General features: G+C 53.7%; 16 protein-coding genes. 1 reads left to right on the top strand and 15 read right to left on the bottom strand.

From position 1 onward, the window contains the following. The first annotated feature begins 145 nt into the window (after positions 1 to 145). Positions 146 to 1,219: a sensor histidine kinase gene (locus tag ACYVH9_RS26230; RefSeq protein WP_460639399.1), complete on the top strand. Its 1,074-nt coding sequence runs from the start codon at positions 146 to 148 to the stop codon at positions 1,217 to 1,219. On the opposite strand, the gene ACYVH9_RS26225 is transcribed toward ACYVH9_RS26230, so the two are convergent. The 15 genes from ACYVH9_RS26225 to ACYVH9_RS26155 all read right to left on the bottom strand — a co-directional run bounded on the left by ACYVH9_RS26225 (position 1,216) and on the right by ACYVH9_RS26155 (position 19,255). Continuing rightward, positions 1,216 to 2,700 carry a hypothetical protein gene (locus tag ACYVH9_RS26225; RefSeq protein ID WP_460639398.1) on the bottom strand — a complete coding sequence of 495 codons (1,485 nt, stop codon included), beginning with the start codon at positions 2,698 to 2,700 and terminating at the stop codon, positions 1,216 to 1,218. The genes ACYVH9_RS26230 and ACYVH9_RS26225 overlap by 4 nt on opposite strands. Beyond that, positions 2,684 to 3,928, bottom strand: a complete 1,245-nt coding sequence (locus ACYVH9_RS26220) for an MFS transporter (protein ID WP_460639397.1) — start codon at positions 3,926 to 3,928, stop codon at positions 2,684 to 2,686. Before ACYVH9_RS26220 ends, ACYVH9_RS26225 begins: the two co-directional genes overlap by 17 nt. A 116-nt stretch (positions 3,929 to 4,044) precedes the next feature. Beyond that, a complete protein-coding gene (locus ACYVH9_RS26215; protein ID WP_460639396.1) occupies positions 4,045 to 5,343 on the bottom strand; it encodes a Gfo/Idh/MocA family oxidoreductase in 1,299 nt (432 codons plus the stop codon). A 106-nt stretch (positions 5,344 to 5,449) separates the two neighbouring features. Then, a complete protein-coding gene (locus ACYVH9_RS26210; protein ID WP_460639395.1) occupies positions 5,450 to 6,220 on the bottom strand; it encodes a 3-ketoacyl-ACP reductase in 771 nt (256 codons plus the stop codon). Positions 6,221 to 6,230: 10 nt separating this feature from the next. After that, positions 6,231 to 7,379 (bottom strand): Gfo/Idh/MocA family protein, encoded by a 1,149-nt coding sequence (locus tag ACYVH9_RS26205; RefSeq protein WP_460639394.1) that lies wholly within the window; start codon positions 7,377 to 7,379, stop codon positions 6,231 to 6,233. Between the two features lie 87 nt (positions 7,380 to 7,466). Next, positions 7,467 to 8,330, bottom strand: a complete 864-nt coding sequence (locus tag ACYVH9_RS26200; RefSeq protein ID WP_460639393.1) for a sugar phosphate isomerase/epimerase family protein — start codon at positions 8,328 to 8,330, stop codon at positions 7,467 to 7,469. Further along, on the bottom strand, positions 8,327 to 9,709 hold the full coding sequence (locus tag ACYVH9_RS26195) for a glycosyl hydrolase (protein WP_460639392.1): 1,383 nt from the start codon (positions 9,707 to 9,709) through the stop codon (positions 8,327 to 8,329). Before ACYVH9_RS26195 ends, ACYVH9_RS26200 begins: the two co-directional genes overlap by 4 nt. 287 nt (positions 9,710 to 9,996) lie before the next feature. After that, positions 9,997 to 10,428, bottom strand: a complete 432-nt coding sequence (locus ACYVH9_RS26190) for a YopX family protein (RefSeq protein ID WP_460639391.1) — start codon at positions 10,426 to 10,428, stop codon at positions 9,997 to 9,999. A gap of 222 nt (positions 10,429 to 10,650) precedes the next feature. Continuing rightward, positions 10,651 to 11,439, bottom strand: coding sequence for an NIPSNAP family protein (locus tag ACYVH9_RS26185; RefSeq protein ID WP_460639390.1), 789 nt, complete (start codon positions 11,437 to 11,439; stop codon positions 10,651 to 10,653). A 259-nt stretch (positions 11,440 to 11,698) separates the two neighbouring features. Continuing rightward, positions 11,699 to 12,583, bottom strand: a complete 885-nt coding sequence (locus ACYVH9_RS26180; protein ID WP_460639389.1) for an SDR family oxidoreductase — start codon at positions 12,581 to 12,583, stop codon at positions 11,699 to 11,701. A gap of 129 nt (positions 12,584 to 12,712) precedes the next feature. Continuing rightward, positions 12,713 to 13,303 (bottom strand): Crp/Fnr family transcriptional regulator, encoded by a 591-nt coding sequence (locus tag ACYVH9_RS26175; RefSeq protein WP_460639388.1) that lies wholly within the window; start codon positions 13,301 to 13,303, stop codon positions 12,713 to 12,715. Positions 13,304 to 13,391: 88 nt separating this feature from the next. Continuing rightward, entirely contained in the window at positions 13,392 to 14,282 is an 891-nt protein-coding gene (locus tag ACYVH9_RS26170) for a cupin-like domain-containing protein (protein ID WP_460639387.1), read from the bottom strand. Between the two features lie 194 nt (positions 14,283 to 14,476). Then, complete coding sequence (locus ACYVH9_RS26165; protein ID WP_460639386.1) at positions 14,477 to 16,105, bottom strand: NADP-dependent glyceraldehyde-3-phosphate dehydrogenase; 1,629 nt, start codon at positions 16,103 to 16,105, stop codon at positions 14,477 to 14,479. Positions 16,106 to 16,481: 376 nt separating this feature from the next. After that, positions 16,482 to 17,843, bottom strand: a complete 1,362-nt coding sequence (locus ACYVH9_RS26160; protein ID WP_460639385.1) for a neutral/alkaline non-lysosomal ceramidase N-terminal domain-containing protein — start codon at positions 17,841 to 17,843, stop codon at positions 16,482 to 16,484. After that, complete coding sequence (locus ACYVH9_RS26155; RefSeq protein ID WP_460639384.1) at positions 17,840 to 19,255, bottom strand: DegT/DnrJ/EryC1/StrS family aminotransferase; 1,416 nt, start codon at positions 19,253 to 19,255, stop codon at positions 17,840 to 17,842. The genes ACYVH9_RS26160 and ACYVH9_RS26155 overlap by 4 nt, the downstream gene beginning before the upstream one ends. Between the last annotated feature and the right edge of the window lie 479 nt (positions 19,256 to 19,734).

Here is a 19,734-nt window from a genome sequence, read left to right as displayed (position 1 = left end):
CGTTGGTTTTAACGGTTTTTTTCGGTGAAGCAAATGTCGTTGTGACCGGTTCGTCTTGTTTCCATCAAGCAAAAAACCTATATTAGCCAGTAAAATAACGCAGCCTGCTGCAGGCCGAGTCGTTCTTCGTTCTGTCATACCGTTCATGCCATTTCGCCGGATTTTCCAACATCCCCTGCTCCGCTTTTCGAAGCGACGCATCTGGATTTTTGTGGGCCTGGTTTCCTGGTCGGCCCCGATTGGCGTCTACAACTGGTTTGGCAACCGTTACCTTTCTGACTGGCGAATCTGGCTTCCCACCACGGTTTTCGCCTACGTGGTTTGTATGATGTTATTAGTGATTCAGGAAAACCTGATCTTCCGGATCATGAAACGGTTTCCCGAAATCCGGCAGACCTTAACGCGGATCGGGCTGGAGTTTCTGGTGTTTCTGTCGACCATCGGCGCTTCTACCCTGATTCCTTTCTACACCTTCCAGGCCATTCCTTTCCTGAATTTTCACCCGGAAAAACTGGCGACCAATAACCTCTGGCTGGGAGCCTGCACCATCATTCTTTTTATCGGTTTGTACGAAGGCCTTTATTCGCTGACCAAATGGAAGGAAAACAGTTTGCAGGCCGAAACCTACAAACGCGAGGTGTTGCTCAACCAGCTGGACGTGCTGAAGAACCAGATTAATCCGCATTTTCTGTTTAATAGCCTCAACGCCCTGTCGTCGCTCATTAGTGAAGAACCGAAACAGGCCGAGCAATACGTCGATGAGCTGGCGAAAGTGTACCGCTACCTGCTGCAAACCAACGAAAACACGCTGACGACGCTGGAAAACGAGCTGACGTTTATTCAGTCGTACTACCACCTGCTGAAAATGCGGCACGGAACCGGCGTGGCACTCTCGCTCGACGTTCCGCCCACTCATCACGACCGGCAACTGCCTCCGCTGAGCCTTCAACTGCTGGTGGAAAATGCCGTCAAGCACAACCGTATTCTGGCCGGAAAACCGCTGGAAATTCAAATCGAACTGACGCCCGAAAACTGGCTTCAGGTTCGCAACAACCTCCAGCGCAAAACGACCCGGGTGGTGTCCAACCGCGTGGGACTAACCAACATTGTAGCCAAATACCGGCTGCTCGGCGAATCGGAACCGATCATCGCCGAGCAGGACGGTTATTTCACGGTTACCTTGCCACTGCTCAAACCAGCCACCGTCTCCCAGGCTTAACGGGTTTGGGCCGACGCCGACCGGATCACCACCACTTTGTCGTTTTTTCCGTCCGGCACCACCAGCCGCCCGTTGCTCACGGTTGCGGTGTTGAGTTTCTGGCCCGTCACCACGTCCGTCCATTCGGCCCGATACGTTCCTTTTTTCAGCTTGAGACTCAATTCGTACGGTTTGACGGCCATCGGTTCGTAATAGATCACCCATTCCGACGTTCCGTTGCTCAGTGCCTGCGTTCGGGCGCCAGGGGCCACCGCCACCACCGACGGATCGGGTTTGAGTGGCACGAAATTCAGCGATTCGAAAAAGGTTTTTAGCGTCTTGAACTGCGCCCGCAGAGCCGGGCTTCCGCCACCGGGTGCTTTATAGGAAGTATCCTTCCCGGTTTCGGCTCCCACCGAATACGAATAATCAAGCTGGTTGAACAGCCCGCCCCCGGCCATCAGAAACCGCCAGGCCTGCCGCCGGTACGTAGCATCCTCCCGACCGGCAAATCCCGTTTCATTGAAACCGATCACACGATTCAGGTGGTAATTTTCCGAAACCGCTTCCGGCAGGGCGTAGTGAAAAGTGAAGATGGAAATGTTCGGATCGGCATCGGCAATTGGGTAGTGGAAATTACTGATATCCTGCGAAATCAGGTGCCGGTTGGGCAACTGACCCTCCTCGTCTTTGATCCAGCGGGCCACCTGCCGATGCCAGGCATTCGAGCGTTGGGAAACCACTTGCAGGGTTGAGCGCCAGTCGTTGTCAGGACCGTATTCGTTGCGTTTCAGAATAATTTCCGTCTGATCGGCCCAGGGTTCATTCTGTATCTCGAAGTACAGGTTATCAAAACCGTTCAGCTCCCGCACGATCTTTCGGACATACCGTTCCTGATGCGCCAGCAGATTCCCGTTTTCCAGGGTGTTTACCAGTTGTGAACGAACGCTGTCGGTGTTGTTGACATTGTTTTTGTGGTGGAAAGCGCAATTGACCCACCCATCGCCGTAATGCGCCGAAAACAGATTGATTTCCACAATGACGCCGTTTTTTCGGGCCTCAATCATGAAACTTTTCAGCCGGTCAAAATACGCCGGGTCCCACTGATTGAGGTCAAACCGGTTGCCCCCCAGTGCAAAGCCGGTTTCGTTGCTCCGACGCCAGGGAAGCACCAACCGGCCCTCCGCCGGGGCAAGGGTATTTTTTAAAATACCAAAAACCCCGGGTTTTTCGATGTAGGCCCCCGTAAACAGCCGGGTGGTATTCATACCATCGGTCGCAGTCGCCTGCAAGTACGTTTTGTAGTCGAAATCCAGGTTGATGACCGCACCGTAGTGCTCGCCCGAGCCGACGAGCACCATCGGTTTGTTCTGATACTGAAAATAATGCGGATTTTGAGGATGCAATTGAAAACCGGCGGTTGGTTTTTGCGCCTTCCCCACCGAAACAGCAAGGGCCAGCAAGCCAGCCCAAGCCCCGAACCGGCTAGTCCGTCTCCACATAGTTCAGATCCTTTTTGAACGTTTCTTCCATGAAAAACAACGCAATAAAGGCCATTCCTGAAGTGAGTAACCCTACGGCAAGCGCACTGTTCAGGGTACCAAAGTGATCTTTGCCATACACAAACAGAGATGTCAGCGGAATGACCGCTCCCCGCACAAAGTTTGGAACGGTGGTGGCTACGGTGGCCCGCAGGTTGGTACCAAACAGCTCGGCGGCAATGGTGACAAACAAGGCCCAATAGCCGTTTGCAATGCCCAAAAAGACGCACACCATATAGAAGGTATCCAGGTCATTCAACGGAACCAGCAGGTAAATCAGTACGAAAAACAACGACAGCGCAATAAAACCGCCGATTACTTTTTTACGGCTTTTGAAAACCTGGCTTAGTAAACCGCTGGCAATATCGCCCACAACCTGTCCGGCGAAGGAAAGCATGACCGCCTTACCGGCCACCACGGGTTCCGACAAGCCCATGGCCTGGCCCAGCTCCGGCGAAAACGTGATCAGAATGCCGACGACAAACCAGATTGGCAAACCAACCAGGATGCATTGCAGGTATTTCCAAAACCGTTCCGGCTTGGTGAACAGCATAATCAAATCGCCCCGCTTCACCTGCTTTTCCTTTACTTTTTCAAAAATCCGTGATTCAAATACGTTCATCCGCAGTACCAGCAGCATGAGGCCCAATCCTCCACCGACAAAATACGAGACGCGCCATTGGAACAAATCGGCGACAAAATACGCCATGATAGCCCCCAACACGCCCATCGTGGCGACAATCGTGGTGCCATACCCCCGAATCTGTTTCGGCAGCACCTCCGTCACCAGTGTCACCCCAGCTCCCAGTTCGCCCGCCAGACCGACACCGGCCACAAACCGCAGGGCGGCATACATCGGCAGGCTCGATACCATGCCGTTGGCAATGTTGGCCAGGGAATAGATCAGGATCGACCCGAACAGCACCGACAGACGCCCGCGTTTGTCGCCCATGATTCCCCAGAAAATACCACCCAGCAGCATTCCGGCCATCTGCCAGTTCAACAGGGTAATTCCTTCGGGCAGAAGCTGGTCGCCCTCCACCCCCAGCGCTTTCAGGCTCGGAACCCGCACCACGCTGAACAGAAATAAATCGTACATATCGACCAGATAGCCCAGGGCGGCCACTATCACCGGTAGTTGCAGTAACTGACTACTCAGGCTTTTCTCGGTTTGCGGTTGCTCAATCATCTTAAAGTTTAAGGTTTAAGGTTTGGCGTTTAAGGCAAAATTCAAGGGGTAACGAGATTCTAGGGATTATTCACAAAGAGCGTTAAACCTCAAACTTTAAACCTTAAACCCAAAAACTATACTTGCTTCGGCAGCGTGTAGGGTGCCCGGTACTGGCGAGTGAGTTGCGCGTTGGCTTCCGAATCGCCGATAAATTCTTCTTTTTTCGGATCAAATTTCAACTGGCGGCCCAATCGATAGGCGATGTTTCCCAGGTGAGCCAGCCCCGACGACAGGTGGGCGGTTTCAACCGGCCCGTTCAGCTTCGCTTTATCCCGCGACCGTACGGCTTCGATAAAGTTCAGGTAGTGATCTCCACCCGCGTGCCCCGCCGGTCCCGGGGTGCGTTCCTTGCCCAGAAAAGTTTTGTAGTCGTTGTAGCCATTGATGACCATGTAGCCTTTGTCGCCGTAAAACAGGTTACCCACTTCAACGCCGTCTTCCTTGTTGGTCATCCACGGGCGCACTTCGAACTGAATTACCTTGCCTTCTTTCGGGTAATTGTACGTCGACGTCAGCACCTCCGGCGTTTCCTTGCAGTCTTTCCACAGGTATTTTCCACCCGCCGAACTGATTTCTTCCGGTAGCCCTACGTCCAGGCCCCACATCGCCAGATCGGTTTCGTGAATTCCCTGATTACCAATATCGCCGTTGCCGTAGTCCCAGAACCAGTGCCAGTTGTAATGAACGTAGTTCTTGCTGAAGGTCCGCGCTTTGGCCGGTCCCTGCCAGAGATCCCAGTTCAACCCATCCGGAACCGCACTGTTGCCCTGGTTACCAATATCAGGGCGCCACTTATACACCAGTCCCCGGGCCATGTAGACCTTTCCGATCAGGCCCTCGCGCAGGTGTTTGATGGCTTCCTGAATAGCCGTCGAACTGCGCAACTGTACGCCGTGTTGCACCATCCGGTTGTATTTCGAGGCCGCTTCAATCAACTTCCGGCCTTCTTTCAGGTTGTGCGTGCCCGGTTTTTCGACGTATACGTCTTTCCCGGCCTGACACGCCCAGATGGCCGCCAGCGCGTGCCAGTGGTTGGGCGTTGCAATGCTGACGGCGTCAATGTTTTTGTCGTCGTATACTTTGCGCAAATCCTGCTCGGTTTTCACCTTGCGGCCGTATTTTTTCTCAAACTCAGCCGCCTGCCCGGCGGCTACTACGTTGTCCACATCGCAGAGCGTTACAACCTCTACGTTGGGCAAATTGGAGAATCCGGCAATATGGTTTTTTCCGCGTCCGTTGACGCCGATGACGGCCACACGAATGCGGTCGTTGGCGCCAAACGCGTGCGCCGGAATGATGGTGGGCAAACCCAGCACGGCCAGCGAACCGGTGGCTGCGGTTTTCAGAAAGGTACGTCGGGAGTCGTTTTGCATGCGCTTAAGGGATTTAGGAAGCTCTCATTTTGCTGTTACGCAGGATGTATCGGAGTTCCCCGATCACCTCTGGTTTTCTCCGATAAATCCTGTGTAACAACCGGTATCATAATCTCGGTATCGTCATCCCGCCATCGACCATGATCACCTGACCGGTCGAGTACGGAAAGTCGCCCCGGGCCAGTGCGGCCACGGCCCGGCCCACATCGTCAGGAAAACCCCAGCGTTTCTGGATGGTCAGCCCTTCGTCGATCAGCTTGTCGTATTTCCCGACGACGCCCGCCGTCATGTCGGTACGAATAATACCGGGTCGAACTTCAAACACTGGAATATCAAACTCACCCAGCCGGGCGGCAAACAACTGCGTGGCCATGCTCAGTCCGGCTTTTGCAATGCAGTACTCTCCCCGATTTAACGAGGCCACCGTTGCCGAGATGGACGAAACATTGATGATACTCCCCGTAAAATCCGCCTGATCCGCTTTTTGGCTGATCATCCAGTTGGCCGCAGCCTGCGTCAGAAAATACGCGCCCTGCAGGTTCGTCGAAACCACGTACTCAAAGCTCTCTTCCGTGGCTTCCAGAATATCCCGGCGCTCTTTCGGCGCAACGCCCGCGTTGTTGACCAACACGTGCAACCGGCCAAAATGACTTTTGATCTGGTCGATCATCCGCGTCCGATCTTCCCGGGAGGCAATGTTGCCAGGGCAATAGATCACCTCAGCCCCCAGCGCCCGCAAACCGGCCAGGGCATCTCCGACCGACTCTTCGGGCCGTACCCCATTGATGACCAGGTCAAAACCGGCCTTCGCCAGGTGTTCCGCAATCCCGTATCCAATTCCCCGGCTCCCGCCGGTTACCAATGCAACTCGTTTCATCGAATACAGCTTAATCTACTTCCGGAATATCCACCCAACACCGTTTTTCCCAGCTTTCCAGCCCTTTTTCGGCCAGTTGCACGCCTTTTGCGCCTTCCCGCAGGTCCCAGGGAAACGGTTCGTCTTTGACGACGTGTTTCAGGAACAATTCCCACTGAACCTTGAACGCGTTGTCAAACGGCTCCTGCTCCGGCACTTTGGCCCAACCTTCAAAAAACTTGATCGGCTGCTCAATGTCGGGGTTCCAGACCGGTTTTGGCGTGTTGCCGTAATGCTGGATGTAGCATTCCCGCAAACCAGCCACCGCCGACCCTTTCGTTCCATCCACGTGTAAGGTCAGCAAATCATCCCGCCGAACGCGCGTGGTCCAGGATGAGTTGAATTGCGCGATCACTCCACCCTCCAGTTCGAACGTGGCATAGGCCGCATCGTCCGCCGTGGCCGTATACGGTTTTCCCTGCTCATCGATGCGTTCCGGGATATGGGTAGCGCCCAGACACGATACGGATTTCACTTTCCCAAATACATTGTCCAGCACGTAGCGCCAGTGACACAGCATGTCGACAATAATGCCGCCGTCATCTTCCTTGCGGTAATTCCAGGAAGGTCGCTGGGCCGGGATGGTATGCCCTTCAAAGACCCAGTAGCCAAATTCACCCCGCACCGACAGAATTTCTCCGAAGAATCCGTTCTGAATCAGGCGTTTCAGCTTCAGTAAGCCCGGCAGCCAGAGTTTGTCCTGAACCACGCCGTTTTTGAGTCCGGCTTCTTTGCAAAGATTGTAAAGCTCCAGGGCCACTTCCGTGCTGACCGCCGTGGGTTTTTCGCAGTAAACGTGTTTTCCGGCGGCTACGGCTTTGCGGACGCCTTCGGCCCGACGGCCTGTGGTCTGGGCGTCGAAATAAATGATGTTGTGCGGATCGGCCAGGGCCTCATCCACGTTGGTCGTCATTTTCTGAACGCCCGACTGCTGGCACAATTTTTCGAGTTTATTACTATCCCGGCCCACCAGAATCGGGTCCGGCATGATTACCTCGTCCGGTCCGACTTTGACGCCCCCTTGCTTAATGATGGCAGCAATGGAACGCAACAGGTGCTGATTTGTACCCATCCGACCGGTTACGCCGTTCATGATAATACCAACTTTGTGTTCTTTCACGAGTAATAGATGGTTAAAAACTAACTAGTTAAAATCGTTTGATTCCCCATCAGCTCAACGGTTTGGTCCGTGGGGATGGATGCAGTGCTACGAATGGTATAAATAACCGTGTTTGATTTTCCCGAGAAACTCAGCCTGATCCTCCGCCCAATACCGGTTTGAGAAAATTTCGACCTCGTTGAAACCGTTGAACCCCGTCGCTTCGACCCACGACCGGATCTGGCGAATGTTGATGCAGCCTTCACCCATCAATCCCCGGTCGTTCAGCAAATCCAGCGTCGGTGTCTTCCAGTCACAGATGTGAAAAGCGAACAGATGCCCGTTTTGCCCACAGCGGGCAATTTCCCTTTCCAGGTTCGGATCCCACCAGAGGTGATACACATCGACGGCCACGCCCACGTAAGGCGAATTCAACTCCTCGGCCATGTCATTGGCCTGCCCCAACGTATTGACGGCCGAACGGTTATCGGCATACATTGGGTGCAGCGGTTCGATGGCCAGCTTTACTCCATTGGCTTCGGCATGGGGCAGCAGGGCGGCAATCCCGTCGCGAATCTGCTTGCGGGATTCGGTCAGCGGCTGACCCGGTGCCGCTCCGCAGACGAGCACCACGTGGGGGGCACCCAGCTCGGCAGCTTCGTCGATGGCCCGGCGGTTGTCGTCAATGGCAGCCTGGCGGCCACCGGCTTCGAGGTGCGGAAAAAAACCGCCCCGGCAGAGCGAAACAACCGTCAGGTTATGGTCGCGCAGCAGCTGACCGGTTTGCTGAATGTTGCGATTGGCCAACGCGTCGCGCCAAACCGTAATGCCGCCGATGCCGGAAAGAGCAAAATGCTCGGCGGCTTCTTCCACCGACCACGGTTTGGTCGTGATCGTGTGGACACACAATTTTGAGAAGTCCGTGAACGACGGTTCCCGGCCCTCTGCCTCAGGTTGCGGGGTTTCGTTCATGACAAAGCGCCGAAGAAAGTATAATATTTTTCGTTGTTTAGAACGCGCTGGAGGTAAAGCGCTAGTTCGCGGGCGTGGTAATCGCCCCACATACTCGACTCTCCATACGGAATCTTACTTCCTTCCGGCACGTAATCCCAGCCGTTGGGCCGGTGATAAATCGAATGCAGCAACAACCCCTGGTGGGTCGGATCGGTGCTCAGGTAAGGCTCAGACAGGAGCGAATCCAGGACCGTCAGCCCTGCCTGCCAGTACTTGAGGCCGTTTTCGATTTCCCCTTTTTCGGAAAGGTATTTACCCAGCCGCAGTAATCCCTGCGCCCCGATGGCAGCCGCCGAGCTGTCTACCGGCTCGTAATCATTGTAGGGATCGGCCGCCCGGCTGAGGTAATCACCCATATGGGCCAGACCCGGTGCGCCGGTATCCCAGTACGGAATCCCGTTGGTCGGCGTATGTTCAATGTAAAAGTCGCAGGTAGCCCGGGCTGCTTTCAGCAGATACGCTTCAATAACCGGCCAGCCGCCAAACGATTCGAGCTGCTCTTTGTCGAAGGTACTCAGGTATTCGAGTTGCTCGGCAAAACCGCACATGGCCCAAGCCAGTCCGCGTGTCCAGGTTGTAAAACCGGTGTATCCCTGCTGGGAGTTGGGGCAACGGAAGTTACCATCTTTGGTGTTGAACACACTTTCATGCGCCGTGCGGCCCCACAAATCGTACGTATCGCGTCCTTCTCCGTAAAATACGGAGTATTCGGCGGTGGCTTTCATGTGCTGCAAGGCCCGGTCAAGCAGGTTGATGACCACATCACCTTCGCCCTGAAAAACATGGCCGAGGCTATGACTCAGCACCACGGCCCGGCAGGACCGGATGGTATCCACAAAGAGTGAATGCGGTCCGTTGAAGGAGTGAATAAAACCACCAGTTTTCACGCTGGTCCAGCGGCTGGCCTGCACCGCCCCGGAGATTTTGAGCGCCAGCTCGTAGAAATTCTTTTCCCACTCGTTGAAGTCGGTTTTCCCTTCGTTCATGAGTCGCAGCAGGTTCCCGTAGGTGCTCACGTTGTTGAAACCGTGGTCGTGAACGCCAATGTGGCTGATGTGGGGTGCCATCACCGCCAGCGTTTTTTGCCGACCGGTTTCCAGAAAATGCGAATCGCCGGTGGCGTCGAACTGTAAAATGGACGAACCAAACTGAAAACCCTGGGTCCATTCGGTCCAGCCCCGGGTGGTGTATTGCCCCTGAACCGTAAAAACCGGCGAACCTTTGGCGGTATCATACTGGCTGTCAATGAGATTGATTTTTTGGGCGGATAGCTCCCAGAACTGTTGAAGTCGGGTAGAAAAGTCGGCCGGTTGAAGGGCGTTGTTGATTTGAATCATTGGTCAGGAAATCGGAAAACAAAAAAGTCCTTTGAATTACCTGTATAAGACAAAATCGGGCCCGACATACCGTTTTTGCCAAAAATAAGTTGTGACGCAGCAACCTCCGAACCTCAGGTAGAGATCAAAAACTACAAATGGCGGCCCAGGGATGTGCCCCTGGGCCGCCATTTGTAATTCGCTCCCAGCGAATTACAAATCGACCGGTTCCTCTTCACCGACCTGAACACGTCCCTTTCGTTAAACGGATCCGAATCAAACCAGCTTTGCACTGTAACCTTCCGAAATCAGGCCGCAATCTGCGACAAATACCGTTGTTGCAGCAGACCCGGGCTCTCGTAGCGATTGCCCAACACCCGCAGCTGACGGGCGTGCAGGGCGCTGAGGGAAAAGGCCGGAAATTCGCGCGTTCCTAACGGCTGGAACAGGGCGTATCCACACCGGTGGTTTGACCAGCCGATCTCAAAAATACGACCATCCCATTCCACCAGATCGCATTCGTACAGCAAAATTCCCTGCCGGTCCGACTGCCCGATGGTCCGCATCAGCCGCCAGGAAAATGTGGTCTGGTTCATTTCTAACTCCGTTGGCGGAACCTGACTAACCAGGGCAATGGCTTCCTGTAGCCAGATGGTAAGGTATGGCTCGGGGGTCATGGGAAGCCCGGTGAGGTAGAGCATTTTCTGACCGTCCCAGATACGGGATTGAATAGGTTGCATACGACTACAAGTGATAAAGTTCTGCTATTCGATATGACAAATCTATATCATAAACTCTCTTTTTGCAAAGAAAAACGATATAGTTATATCACTTAGGATAACTATAAGTAGTCGAATATGTGTAAACGGTACAGAAGTTACCCTTATTTACCCGTTATCACCAAACAAGCCAATTTGATACCTACCCCGGGGTCTTTTTCGCAGGGATTTGTTGAAATTCTGCTAAATCTGGGAAAAAGCCGTCGGAATTAGAAACAGGCGGGTGATGTTGGAAAGAATCCGGTCGTTGGCGTACTCGGGCAGGGCGCTGACTTTCTTCCAGTCGGGATCGCTCCCGAATGCTTTCCAGTTGCGGTCGTGCTCTGCCATGTCATCAAACGTTAGCAGATACGTCAGGTTCGGACGCAGCGGCCCAATCAACGTTTCGCCAAAAAACACCGGTGTTAGTCCCACCCGTTTGAAAATCTTGATTTCTCCGCCTTCATTAAACATCTCGATTTTTTTCTTACCGGCGGTTTCGTTGTGGCTTTCGTACCGACGCAGTTCAAAAATACGCGGTTTTTTCTCGGGCGCTTCGAGCCTGGGCATGTCGGCAAAGGCTTTCAACAGTGAGCTTTCGATGCGTTCATAAGCCGGGTTCGTGGCCTGGGCATTCAGGTATTCCGCTGCGGCTTGCTGATAGGCCGTGTCCTTGCTCAGTTTGTCCGGCAACGCAAAATAATCATCCAGCGACGTAAAAGGCATCACCACCACCAATTTGGTCTGGCTCTGCGGAAGGTATTCGGTGAAAACCCCCACGGTTTTGCCACCCAACCGATTGTAGGCCGGGATCAGCGCATTTTGAAAGTAGTTTTCAACCACTTTCTGTTGTTTGTTATTTTTCAGGGTATAAACTCGGAGTTCATAAAATTCCGGTGCAGTTGTTTGCGGCAAGGCACCAGCATTTGCCTGACTCATCATACCGGCCGAACCAGCCAGCAGGGAGGCTTTAACGAAATTACGTCTTTTCATGGGATGTTGAAGGATTCACTAGGTACGAAAGATACATCCTTATGCGATTCTACCCTTCCAAACGCTTCAGAAAAAGTAAGCGGATTGTACCCACACCCCCACCTTTTCGGCTGGCAATCTGGCTACCAGTGAATTAACCCCATCTCCCCAATCCGGCCCGGCTGGCAACCCTCTCTTTTGCCCCTCATCAAATGCCGCTACAAGCCGGATGAACTTTATCCCCTATACGCAGGATAAAGTTTACCAGATCCTTCGGGTGTCAGCGGCCAAAATAATGCCCGGCGTTGAGATCTTCCAACAAGCCGGAGTGTACGGGTTGCCAACCCAGCCGTTCGCTTGTTTTTTCGCGAGAGGCCAGGCTATCGAACTGAATAAAGCGGCCCATCCAGTCGAAATGGCGGTCTGCTTCTTCCGGGGAGATTGACACAACGGGGAGATTCAGTTGCTTACCGATTACTTCCGCAATTTCCCGAACGGGAATCCCTTCGTCCCCAATGCCGTGATACCGCGCCCCGCGGGTTCCTTTCTCCAATGCCAGCCGAAACAGAAGGGCCGCATCAAGCCGGTGCACGGCAGGCCAGTGGTTGTTTCCATTGCCCACGTAAGCTGACACCCCTTTTTCGCGGGCCGTGTTAATCAGAAAGGGAACAAAACCGTAGTCTCCAACGTCGTGGACCGAGGGCGGAAGCCGAATAACCGATGCATGAACACCAGCTTCCGCCAATGCCATTGCCGTTGTTTCGGAGGCCCGTAGCGAACCGGAAGCCCGATCGTCTTCGGTGATGTAACCTCCATCGGCGCGAATTCCTAACATACCGGCGGTAACAATGAACGGGCGGGTTGAGCCAGCCAATGACGCGCCGATGGCTTCAATCGCCCGTTTGTCTGTTTCGGCGGCCGCTCCGTAGTTCGAAAAATCGTGAATGAAGGCCGTGTGAATAACCCCATCGGCCTCAGCCGCTCCTTTTTTTAAACGGTCAACGTCTTCCAGACTGCCCCTCAGGGCAACGACCCCGTTTTGCGTAAGCGCCTGGACAGCAGCTTCGGAACGGGCAAGCCCGATCACCTGATGCCCTGAGCGGACTAATTCCTGGACAATAGCGGAGCCAATAAAGCCCGTGGCTCCTGTGACGAATACTCGCATAGTTTTACTGAGTTAATTGGTTCGTGGATGACACATACGCTGACCTTGACAGGACAATGGTATTCATCATCTGTGCGTTTATTCGACAAAGTTGCGGAATGTCCGGGCGGCAAAAGAAGACATTTGTCCCTATTTTACGGGGCGCTGAAGTTGGGCCTGCCGGATGCGCGTCAGGGTTTTAAGCGAAACCCCCAGGTACGATGCCACCATGCGCAACGGCAAGCGGGACAGAATACCGGGATGGCTTTTCACAAAATCCTCGTACTTTTCGGCCGGAGTAGCGCTAATAGCCTTGTACAGGCGGTTACGGCTGGCGTATAGATTCCGGGAAATAAGCTGTTCGGAAAATTCCCGGAGGGCCGGCATCTGACGAAGCAACGCATCAAAACCATCCCGGCTCCACAGTAGCAACCGGCTATCTTCCAGTGTTTCAATCGTATAAGCCGACGGAGTTCGATTCGTGTAACTCTCGCCGTCGGTGATCCAGGTCAGTTCCGGCGAAAATTGCATCACGTGCTCGCTACCATCCGCTGCAACCCGGTACGTCCGCAAAAAGCCCTTGACAATAAAGATTTTGAAGCGACAGACATCCCCGGCCTGCAACAACGTTTGTTTTCGGTGGACGGTTTTTTCCGTCGCTGCGGCACCAACCAGCCTGATCTCCTCATCCGATAAGGTGGTGCCCTGCGCTTTGATGTAGTTCTCGAAGGTGACCAGCATTTCCTGCTAAATTGGGCTTAGAGCGTTTTGCGAAATCATCCCCGCCAGGCTATCAAAACCTGGCGGGGATATGACTTCTGGTTTAAACCTAAATGGTGATTTTTTCGGGTTGGGCGAAATGCCTCATGGCTTCATTGGCATTCTCGAAGGCTTTCCGGTTTTTGTATTCAAACCACGCCTTTGTAAAATACTTCTTCATGAAGTTATCGATCCGCATTTCACCGAGCAAGTTCCAGGCGCCTTCGATCCGCTTTAGCCAGGATTCGTTCAGAACGCGCAGCGCCAGGGCGTAACCACCGTCGATGTACTCGATATAGTGCCAGTAACCGGCCGGAATGTAGAGTGTCTCGCCGTAGTCCAGCGTGCATTCATACCCTTTGACGTGCTGTAAAGCCGGGTATTTTTCGTAATCCGGGTTGTTGACGTTGGTATAGGTAATAACCGAATACGGCAATCGGTACAACATCGGCGTGTATTCGGGGGCAAACAACACCACCCGTTTCCGGCCCACAAACTGCGTCAGGAAGACGTGGGACAGATCAATGTCAAAGTGCATGTGCACCACCGACCCCGCTCCACCATAGAACATAAACGGCAGACTCATGGCAAAACCGTCGACCAGATCCGGTTTCAGAATGTCTTTTTTCAGGGAAGGGATGTGCTTGAAAATATTGAAGAGAAAAATTCGGAGCTCCACCTGCTCATTCGACGATATTTTGTCCAGATACGCCCCGAAATTCATTCGTTCGTCGACAAACATGGTACTCTTGTCCGGGGCCGCGGGCTTGTTATTGTACAAATCTACCGTCAGGTGGCCCGCGCGTTCTTTTAACTTTTCAAACGACCAGTTGGTGTAAGCCGGCCAGTCGTGGCAAAAATCCTGAATTACGGCGGGTTTGTGTGGCTTAAAATAGGATTGCTGAAAGAGGTCCTTATCGGCTTTCTTGATCCGATCAATGGGTAATAATTCTATAGCCATACGGGTGGTGCAGTTGTTTACAACAAAAATGTCATTTGTGTTAACAAGACAGCATCACCGATGGGTTCACAGAATGTGCTAAATTTAGGCGCTGAGGGGTTAAAACAGGATTAATATTAGCCAAAACCGTCGTACAGCCAGCCCGACCCTTTTTGAAAAGGACAGGTTGGCCGTACGACGGTTTTCCGCTTTGGTTAGAAAATAAATTTGGTCGACAAGAAAGCCGACTGATGCTGCTCAACAATACCGTTCAGAATGCTTTTGCTCGACTCGGTATCTTTCGTTGCCACGACCGTGCGGATGGAGAAGGACCGCAGGGCATCATCCACCGACAGCGTTCCCTCCGCGGAGTCTTTTCGTCCGGTAAACGGAAATGTATCCGGCCCCCGCTGGCACTGCGCGTTGATGTTGACCCGGCTCACCTGATTGACCAGTTGGTCGACCAGATTACCGATCTGGGCGGTTTCGGTTCCGAATATGCTTACCTGCTGTCCGTGATCGGCGTTGATAATGTAATCAATCGGCTCCTCAATGTCGTCGAACGGAACCACCGGCACCACGGGGCCGAATTGTTCTTCCCGGTACAGCTTCATGCCGCTTTTGACCGGATAAACCAGGGCCGGAAACACGAATGATTCCACGGTCGTACCACCGCCTTCGTTCAGCACACGGGCACCCTGCGCTTCGGCATCGCGCAGGCATTCATCCAGGTACGCCGGTTTGCCCGGTTCGGGCAGTGGTGTCACCTGCGCCCCTTTGTCCCACGGCATACCGGGTTTGAGCTTGTTCAGCTCCTCGCCCATTCGCTGCAAAAAGGCATCGGCAACGCTCCGGTGTACCCAAAGGATTTTCAACGCCGTACAGCGTTGCCCGTTGAACGACATCGCACCCAGCATGCATTCCTTCACCGTTAATTCGATATCGGCACCGGGCAAAATAACGGCGGCATTTTTAGCATCCAGACTCAATACCGCCCGTAACCGGTTGCTTTTGGGGTGCATTTTTTTCAAACTGTCGGCCACCCGGCTCGAACCGATCAACGCCAGTACATTGATTTTTCCCGATTTCATCAACGTCGGCACTACCGTAGCGCCCCGGCCATACACCGTATTGACAACCCCCTTCGGAAACGAGGTTCGGAAGGCTTCGAGCAACGGGTAATGCAGCAGGGTTCCGTGTTTCGGCGGTTTGAACAAAACCGTATTTCCCATCAGGATCGCCGGTATCAGCGTGGTATAGGTTTCGTTGAGCGGGTAGTTGAAGGGACCCATGCACAACACCACGCCCAACGGAGAGCGCCGGATTTGCCCGATGATTCCTTCCTCAATCCGAAACCGTGAACCCGCCCGATCGAGGTCCTTAAAAGCATCGATGGTATCGTAGATATATTGTACGGTGCGGTCAAACTCCTTGATCGAATCGGCCAGGGTTTTGCCAATCTCCCACATCAGCAGGTTGACAACGTCTTTTTTCTGCTCCATCATTTTCCCGACGAAACGCTCCATGCACGCGATCCGGTCGGTTACCGACATCGTCGGCCATTCGCCCCGGCCGTTGTCGAAGGCCCGCACAGCCGCGTCGAGCGCATCCAGCGCTTCGTTATCGTCCGTCGGAAGTGGATAACTCCCGATCACTTTCCGAACCAGGCCCTCGGGCGTGTGCACAAAAACCGGTGAGACCACTTCCTGCGTTGGTCCATTCCAGGACCGGAGTTCGCCATCGATCAGGTATTCCCGCTGGTGTACCGGATCGATCCGAAACTCTTCCGGAATCTGCTCTTCGGCTGGAAATAAGCGTTCCAGCTGCTGTGATAAATCAATCATACTATTGAGTTAAGAAATGGTAATTGCGGCTACGTTGGCACAAAAAAACCGTCCCCAGATGCGGGCCGGTCATTAACAAATAAGAAGTCGATGAAGATTGGAATGCGATCCTGTAAGGTGTGCAAAAGTAGAAAAAAGTGTCTGAAAACGCAGCAAAACCGCCGGATGAAAATTGAGAAAAACAGGAACCAGGCCTGACGGTTTGCCCAGTACCGAGCGTCCAAAACCGAAAAACCGCCCAACTGACTCGGGCGGTTTTCACAAAGACTCGTTAGTTTTTCATCACAGAAACGTAGCGACCCGTCGCCGGTTTATCAGGTTAACCCGTTGTTTTTCGAGCCAGGTAACCGGCTGCTGCATGGCAGAAAGTCTGAATTTATTTGATGGGTTGAAGACCCACCTGCCCGGCCAGCCGCGTTATCTCCTGTACAATCAGGTTCGGAACCGCCGGTGCCCAGATGCTCGGCAATCCGTACACCATTTGGGACGAAGCGCCCTCGTAACCGCCTTCCCGCAAAATCGTAGCCGACGGAATGTAGGCCATCACGTCATTCGAATAGCCGAGCACAAACACATCGGACCCAAACCGTTTTTTGCATTCAAGGGCGTATTCAACCACCAGCTCCCCACCGAAACTAAACAAGGATTGACTGCCCAGTTGCCACACCTGCAACGGATACGAATAACTGGTCCGAACCGGTTTTCCGGCCTGCTTTTCCGCCAGCATCCGGCTGGCCCAGCGCTTGATGTAACCCTCATTTTCCCGGCTCATTTTTCCCAACTCCGCATCGGCAGGTGGCGGTGCCAGTGGCAGTTCGATTTCGGAATAGGCGGTCTGGAGCTGCGCGGCCAGTGGGCGCATCGGTTCGTCGAGCACCCGCTCCACAGCAGCCGCCAACTCCCGGCCGTATTGGCGGGCCAGTGGCACGGTTCGCCGGGGCAGCGGATTCTGGTCTCCGGCGGCTCCCTGAAAAAACAGCGCCGTGACGCCGGGATGGGCTTTTTCAAGCTCCAGCTGGGCAAAGCCGACGTAGTCGCCCGACCATTGATACAAATCCAAAACCGTAGGGTGACAGGCATACCCGAAGGCAACGGCCTTGAGTTTTCCGCTGGCACCCATCACCTTGATCACGGGTACGGCGTAATCATTTGGTCCACTCAGCTCGGTCTGTTCCCGCAGCGACGGTTCTTTGTTCGTCCGGCGATTGACCTGAAACCGGGTTACGCCATTTTGCGCGGATACGTCTGCGGGTTCCATTTTTTGCAGTGCCTGCCCCACCAGACCGATTATGCGCTCTTCCAGCTGGCGGGTATAGCGTTCAATCCGATCCTGTTCACGGGCATCGAGCGGATAAATATCAGACAGCGCGTTGGCCAGTACGGGGCCCGAATGCGTGTGTGAACTATTGAGAATAATCTGCGCCCGGGACAAGCCCAGCTGCCGGTTCAGCCCGTCGCGAATCCGGTCGGATACCGCTTTGGGAAACCCCAGCAAATCGGTGGTCACCAGAACAGCCCGGTTTCCTTTTGCGTCCTCCAGCGCCAACACCTTGGCCCATAGGTCGTGGAGCTTTCCGTCGGCTGCGTGTGTCCGGGCTGCGTACCCTGCCATCCATTGCGGTTCCTGCGGGGTAATAACCACGCTGGCCACGCCCGCTTTCCACCCCTGTCCCCAGCTAAGCGAACTGGCCAACGTCCAGAAAGCCAGCAAACTCATCCGTCGTAGTCGTGCGTTCATTTCCGGCTCAGAAGTTGATCGGCGTTGGTATAAATTTTCTCGATGGCCCGGACAATTTCATCCATGTCGGCCCGGCTACCCAGCAGCATATTCTGGGTAAACCACACAGCCTCTTCCTGACAAAGACGGTCATTTTCCGGACAGTGATTCCGTTCAACGTAGGATTTAAAATCCAGGTGGTCTTTGCTGTACATACGCTGGAAGTTTTTCGACCGAAAGGCGTCATCGAGGTACGGCATCTTGTTCAACGGCGCGTAGCCTTTCGAGCACGGAACGCCCTCTGCCGCCAATGCCTGGAGGAAAACCTCGCGCGGCAATCCCTTAAACTTCTCTTTTTGGTACCGAAAGGGAAACAGGTGAAAAGCCGCCCGCGTTACGTCTGGGTACAATTTATATGGAACAATTCCCGGAATTTGCTGAAGTTTCAATTTCAGATAGGCCGCATTTTCGTTGCGGAGCGTGGTTTCGGCATCCAGTCGTTGGAGCTGTGCCAGACCGATAGCGGCCTGGTATTCCGTCAACCGCTGCTTATTGCCCTGAATCAACGTACCGGCTCCGATCACGCCCGAAACCGTGCCGAAAGGGTTTCCGTAATTATGGTACGAAAAACAACGGTCCATGAACGCGTCATCGTTGCTGACAATTGCGCCCCCTTCGCCAATCGCCAGGTTTTTGGAATTCTGAAAGCTGAAGCACCCGGCATGACCCAACGTGCCGACTTTCCGGTGGTTTATTTCGGCCAGATGCGCCTGGCAGGCGTCTTCAATCACCACCAGATTGTGCTTTTGGGCAATGGCTAGAATCTTGGTCATATCGACCGGCAACCCCAGAATATGCACCGGAATAATGGCCCGGGTCTGGGGTGTAATACGGGCTTCGATCTTGGCGGGATCCAGCTGAAACGTTTCGGGATCAACATCCACAAATACCGGCATGGCGCCCACCCCCAGTACCGGGGCTACCGTTCCAATAAACGTGTAGGGCGGCACCAGCACCTCATCCCCACCACCAATGCCGAATTGCGCCAAGGCCGTTAAAATCGCATTGGTGCCATTTACAACGGCCAGTGAGCGTTTTACACCGAGGGTAGCCGCCCACTGGGCCTCAAACTCATTGACCACATTGGCCCGCGACCAGACACCGCTCCGAATTACATCCAGCAGCTGGCGTTCGTCGGTTTCGGGTTTCCACAACGGCCAGCTGGGCCACTGTTTTGCCCGAACGGGTTTTCCGCCCAGCAGGGCAAGCGGCTCGGCAGTTAAGAGCGCGGCAGGAAGCGCCGGTCCGGCAACCTCGGTTGCGATCGGATTACCGAGCCCTTTTGTCACCAGCGAAGGCGCTAGCACTGCGCCAAAGCCGGTCAATGAATTTCGCTTCAGGAATTCCCGTCTGGAGAATATCGGGTTTGTCATGCCAATATGAGGTTGAAGGGTTAGAGGATCTGTTTCCGGTTGCATTACGATTATGGCTGGCGGAAACCGTGCCACCAAAGTAAATATAAAAAACAGGACAACTTATTGCTTTTCAACCGAATTCTCAACCTGCGCCCACCCGCTACACCGAAACCCTGCTCCGTGTCCGGCAAATCCGCCCGTTGCTGTTTACTACCTAATCGCGTCGCCCTGTATACAAAATCATTATTTTGGTGACATATTTTGACCATTCTAGTAGGAATGGCTCAGTTTTTGCGTATCGACTAGGTGATCGACGCAAGACAACTACCTCCCTAGTTGTCGAGTCTCTTGTGTTCTCTGCCCAAAATTACTCCGGCGTGTGTAGCTTGACCGTGTGAAGAAAATGCAATTCAACCTATGATTTTGTAGCCTATTTAATCGATCGATGTACAACAATTCTCGACATTTTACACCGTAGGCGCGGCCATTAGAACAGA

Source organism: Larkinella harenae (genome assembly GCF_054780515.1).
The sequence above is the reverse complement of the archived record's forward strand: the minus strand, read 5'-3'. Positions and strand labels throughout refer to the sequence as shown.